5 protein-coding genes are annotated in these 4,946 nt (G+C 60.9%); 3 read left to right on the top strand and 2 right to left on the bottom strand.

The genetic code is table 11. The features are described from left to right. Positions 1-338 precede the first annotated feature (338 nt). Positions 339-839 (bottom strand): methylated-DNA--[protein]-cysteine S-methyltransferase, encoded by a 501-nt coding sequence (locus BQ17_RS05130; protein WP_089724877.1) that lies wholly within the window; start codon positions 837-839, stop codon positions 339-341. Positions 840-1,140: 301 nt separating this feature from the next. Here BQ17_RS05130 and BQ17_RS05125 point away from each other — a divergent pair, with 301 nt between their 5' ends. Further along, on the top strand, positions 1,141-1,515 hold the full coding sequence (locus BQ17_RS05125; RefSeq protein WP_089724875.1) for a c-type cytochrome domain-containing protein: 375 nt from the start codon (positions 1,141-1,143) through the stop codon (positions 1,513-1,515). Positions 1,516-1,680: 165 nt separating this feature from the next. Here the strand turns inward: BQ17_RS05125 and BQ17_RS05120 are convergent, their stop codons facing one another. Further along, positions 1,681-2,247 carry a 2-thiouracil desulfurase family protein gene (locus BQ17_RS05120; protein WP_176722301.1) on the bottom strand — a complete coding sequence of 189 codons (567 nt, stop codon included), beginning with the start codon at positions 2,245-2,247 and terminating at the stop codon, positions 1,681-1,683. A 436-nt stretch (positions 2,248-2,683) separates the two neighbouring features. Between BQ17_RS05120 and BQ17_RS05115 the strand changes: the two genes are divergently transcribed. Beyond that, positions 2,684-3,412 carry a VWA domain-containing protein gene (locus BQ17_RS05115; RefSeq protein ID WP_369406457.1) on the top strand — a complete coding sequence of 243 codons (729 nt, stop codon included), beginning with the start codon at positions 2,684-2,686 and terminating at the stop codon, positions 3,410-3,412. A gap of 13 nt (positions 3,413-3,425) precedes the next feature. Further along, positions 3,426-4,175 (top strand): DnaJ domain-containing protein, encoded by a 750-nt coding sequence (locus BQ17_RS05110; protein WP_089724869.1) that lies wholly within the window; start codon positions 3,426-3,428, stop codon positions 4,173-4,175. The last annotated feature ends 771 nt before the right edge of the window (positions 4,176-4,946 follow it).

The raw sequence follows: 4,946 nt of genomic DNA, 5'->3' as shown, positions 1-4,946 counted from the left end.
GTGCGGCCCACAAGGCGTCTGCTCTGACCGTTGCCGACAGCTGGTCATTGGGTGCGTAAGCCGTCTGAAAGACGGCGCTCCCAGCGTCCCCGGAACCGACGACACTTTGTCGGCCCCTGGGATCGCCGACATTTTGTCGGCTCCCGGGATCACCGATATTTCGTTTAGAACCTGAATGCCGAGTTGCCGGTCCAAATGGTCATCAGTCATGCCTATTTTTCTCGTTCCCATGCGCTGCCTGGGAACCAGAGACCGGGAGCGGGGCTTTCGCGACACCCTCCTGGGGGAGCGGGTTGGGGTGAGGAGGAACCAATGGCTTTAGCTTCGATACGCTTAAGTCAAGGCATCAGCCGCTTCGAGACCGGCGGTGTTCCCGGAGGCAGTGCCCCCTCATGCCGCAGCAGCCACTGCTTGACTGCGAGCTTACGACCGCTGGAATCACCGGCAAAGCCACCGAGACCCTTGCCGGCAACGATGCGATGGCAGGGCACGACAATGGGACAGGGATTGGCGCGGCAGGCCCCCCCGATGGCGCGGGCGCCAGTCCCAAGCTTCCATGCCAGCTCGCCGTAAGTGACCGTACAGCCAGGGGGGATCTCCCGCAACGCCTCCCAAACCCGGATCTGAAAGGTCGTTCCCTGCAGGTCTAAGGGAAGCTCGAAAGCGTGGCTTCCGTCCTCGAAATAGGCCATCAGCTGCTCCCGGACCATGGCCGGCAGCGCATCGCTTGCCCGGGTTGTCCGGTCCGGCTCCAGATCCAATCCGCACAGGACGCCATCCTTCACCGCAATTCCGATGGTCCCCAACGGCGTCTCGACGAACGCATCTATTATGCCCATGTTTTAACCCTCATTCGTTCATCAGTCGCTGGCTGCCCGTCGCCGGCTACCGGACCCTTGCAACGACAGCGGCAAAGGCTGTATCAGCGTGTCTTCATCGCCTCGGTACATCCGTGGAAAAGGTCTAGCAGTCAATGTCGCCTGGTCATAGTCGCCGGCTACCAGCTTCCGGCAGCCTGTTCCCCCACATCTGCGGGGGACAAACCATTTTGGGCCGATACCGACACGACCCGCGTTGACATGACGGACAGAGTGATTGAAACTTGGCACAGAAAACCATAGATTCCACTGAGATAACGAGATGAATAAACTCGCGCGTACTCTCGTTCTACTGTCCCCCGCCGTGACCTTGCTGGGCTGCGGAGAGCAATCGGTCAGCTACAGTGCCGACGTAAGACCCTTCCTCGACACTTACTGTATGCGCTGCCACGGCGAGGGCGGCAAAGGGAGCAAGACCAGCGGTCTGCGCATGGACGACTACGAAAGCCTCATGAAGGGGACCACCTACGGCCCCGTCATCAAGCCGGGAGACAGCTTCACCAGTGCCCTGATCATGCTCGTGGAGGGACGGGCGGATCCGTCGTTACGCATGCCCCATGACGACGACGAAGCGCCGAGCCAGGCCGAGATCGATCGGGTAAAGGCCTGGATTGACCAGGGCGCAAAAAACAACTGATACCGCACCTCGCTTGTGTCAAGACCTTCACCAGGCGAATTTGCGGGTGGTGATATAGAGCGCCTCCTGCGGGGGTTCTTCACCCCTGCCGGGCGAGTGCGCCGGAAGGCCATCAGCCGCAAGGTCATCATAGGGGCACCCTGAAAAATTCAGAGCCTGTCTGGTTTACGCGTTCGTATCCGCAGTGGAACAGTCGTAAGCCGGACAGGCTCTCAGGCTGTGGTACGCCAAGACTCCGGTGAGAAAGCCCGCGCGTAGTACCGGATCCTTCAACCAGGTCTCCTCCACTACCGGCAGCAGCGGTCTGGCCTCCATCAAGACGCGGGCGAAGATGCCGATGCCCCTGCGGTCGGCGGTTTTACCTTCGGGATCATGGACCTTTACCCCCTTCATGCCGCAGCTCGGCGAGTCCTGTTTCAGTATGTAACCGCTGATGTCTCCGCGGAAGGAGACACACTGCCGGGCGAAGGAAAGGAGCTGCTCCGTTACATCCAGCGTGGCATCGTCCACGCCGAGGGCGCGCGGTCGTTCCGGAGCCCCGACCAATCGAATCGGCGGACGTGGGACACCCATCCCGATGCCCATCTCGGGACACACAGGCACCAACTCCAGGAAATCGGCGAGTGACCCGGTAAGGAAGTCATCACGCTTGTGCCCACCGTCGAAGCGTACCCGTTGACCTAAGAGGCAGGCACTCACGCCGACCCTGACCTGCGGCAAAACACAAGGCACTGCCGGTCCGTCTCCAAAGGTGCAGACACACATCGTAAGGTATTAATCCGGTCGAGACAGCGATCGAGCGGGCCAAACAGAGTATTATCGATCGCGCAAAGCATATAGTTGGTGAAGATCGCAAGCAAGGCCCTGGCAAAAAAGCTCATCGGGGCAGCGGTAGTGGCTCAGTTCGCGAAAAAACGCAATGACGCAAGGACACCAAGACGCAAAGAAAGAACAAAGAAACTTTGCGTCTTGGCGCCCTTGCGTCCCGGCGTTAAATGGGCCGGAAAGTGAGCGGCCAAGCATAAATTTTTTAAACTAAGCCACTGCCGGGGCAGCGGCAAGTCCCACGGATTGGCTCCGGGCCACTGCGGATACCGCCGCGAATGTAGAAGAAATTCCGGATCTCAAGCGCTATCTTGAGGACACCCTCGACGAGGCAGATGAAATCGTGTCTGAGAACACCCGGATGAGCGGCGGTACTAGACAAATCCGGAACTCGGCCTCCAGCGGCGAGGTGGAGGCCTTTCTGCGCCAAGTGGCGAAGACGCCGGTACCTGCCGTGGGCGGACGCGGTCGTTTGATCTTTGCCATGGATGCCACCGCGAGCCGCAAGCCGACCTGGGATCGGGCGGCACGGATCCAGGCGGCCATGTTCAACGAAAGCGCGGAGCTGGGTGGCTTGGAGATCCAACTTTGTTATTACAGTGGCGTTTTAGGGTTTGAGTGCTCGCCTTGGTACCAAGAGGCCTCTGCGCTTCATACCTGTATGACCGGTGTCTCTTGCACGGCGGGGCTCAGCCAGATTGGCCGGGTGCTCCGACATGCCGAGGAGGAGTCGCGGCGCGGTAGGGTGAACGCCCTGGTGTTCGTGGGCGACTGTGTCGAGGAGAACCCAGACGAGCTGGCCGGGCTTGCCGGACGGCTTGGTCTTTTGGGTCTCCCTGCCTTCGTCTTCCAGGAAGGGGCCGATCCCGGAGCGGAGCAAAGCTTCCGCCGGATTGCGCACCTGAGCGGAGGTGCCTATTGTCACTTCGACGCACATAGCCCGCAGACCCTGCGCGACCTGCTGAGTGCCGTCGCGGTCTATGCCGCCGGGGGACGCACGGCATTGGAGGACTTCGGGAACCAGCGCGGCGGCGAAGCCCTGCGCCTGGCCCGCCAAATCATCAAAGCCTGATCCTTCCTGAGTGATGCTTGGTCGCCTGATCCTACTGATCGCGTTGGTGGGCGCAGTACTCTGGTTCCTGCATTGGTTTAGACGCACGCCCCCGGAACGGGTTGCCAAGCTACTGCGTCGCTCCTTGCTCTGGGGTGCCGTGGGAGTCTTGGTGCTCCTGGCGGTCAGCGGGCGACTGCATCCCCTGTTCGCGGCCCTCCCCGCCGCCGTTCCCGTGGTCATCCGAGTCCTCAATCTGCTGCGGCTGTTGCCGATGATCCGGCAGGCCATGCACGCCCTGGGTTTGTCCGGGAGATCGGGAGCAACCGCAGGCACCGGCGGACAGACATCTTCGATCCGCACCCGCTTCCTGGAGATGACCCTGGACCATGCCAGCGGCGAGATGGATGGGCTGGTGCTGGAAGGACCCTTCCAAGGTCACCGTTTATCCGCGCTGAACCCGGAGCAGCTGGTGGATCTGCTGCTCCTGTGTCGCAGCGCAGACGACCAGTCCGCTGCGGTACTCGAGGCCTATCTTGATCGGGTCCGGGGTGGCGATTGGCGGGAACGCACGGGCGGGGCAGGAGCCGCACCGCCGCCGGCCGAGGCCGCGCTGACCCCGGAAGAGGCGCTTGCGATTCTCGGTCTTGCGCAGGGGGCAAGTAAACGCGAGATCCGCGCCGCTCACCGCCGCTTGATGCAGCGTTTCCATCCGGACCGAGGCGGCTCGGACTACCTGGCGGCCAAGATCAATGCGGCGAAGCGGTTGCTCCTGGACGAATAGGCTTGCCCGGAAGAGACCCGGCGGAGCCGCCCCCAACGTCGATCGGACCAATTGTGTTATTGGTTGGTTCGTCTTTCGATAGCTCGATTTTCCCATACTCAATCCAATCCGGGCTGTCCCGCAGCCGGTTGCTCCCGGAGGGTGTCGCAAAAATCATCTCAAACCACAGAGAACGCAGAGAACACAGAGAAAGGAAGCGGCCAATGCTCTGCGTTCTCTGTGGTTTAAATTTCACGGACTGGCAGCTGACGCCACCGCTTTTGCGACACCCTCATCGGGAGAGGGATTGGGGTGAGGGGGTCAAAGCGGCCAAACCTTCCGTAAAAACCCTGCCGCAGTGCCGAAGTACCGATAACAGGGGAATCTTTTTTTGCCGCGAATGAACGCAAATCATCGCAAAAGATCACATGATTTCTTCTATCCGCAGATAACGCAGATTCCCGCAGATTGAGCTTGGAATAAGCTGCGAAAAGCGGCGTAATCTGCGGATAAAACAGATCCATCCGGCGACAATAGGGCCAGGGTTTCCGACTGCGGGACAGGCTGAAGGCGGGATGCGCTGCGCTTTCCCGCCCTACGGGCTACGGGCTGCGTGGGAAGGTGGAAGCTCCGCGCCGCGGAGAGCATCGGGCCTGTGTCCACCATTCGTATACACGGGAACTAAACCTGCCGGCTGTCCGGCGTTATCTGGTGTGGCCCAGAAGGCGTCTGCGCTGAGCGTTGCCGACAGCTGGTCATGGGGTCCGTAAGCCGTCTGAAAGACGGCGGTCC

The sequence above is a fragment of the Candidatus Thiosymbion oneisti genome (genome assembly GCF_900092655.1).
GTDB lineage: Bacteria > Pseudomonadota > Gammaproteobacteria > Chromatiales > Chromatiaceae > Thiosymbion > Thiosymbion oneisti.
This window is presented reverse-complemented; position numbering and strand designations above follow the sequence as displayed.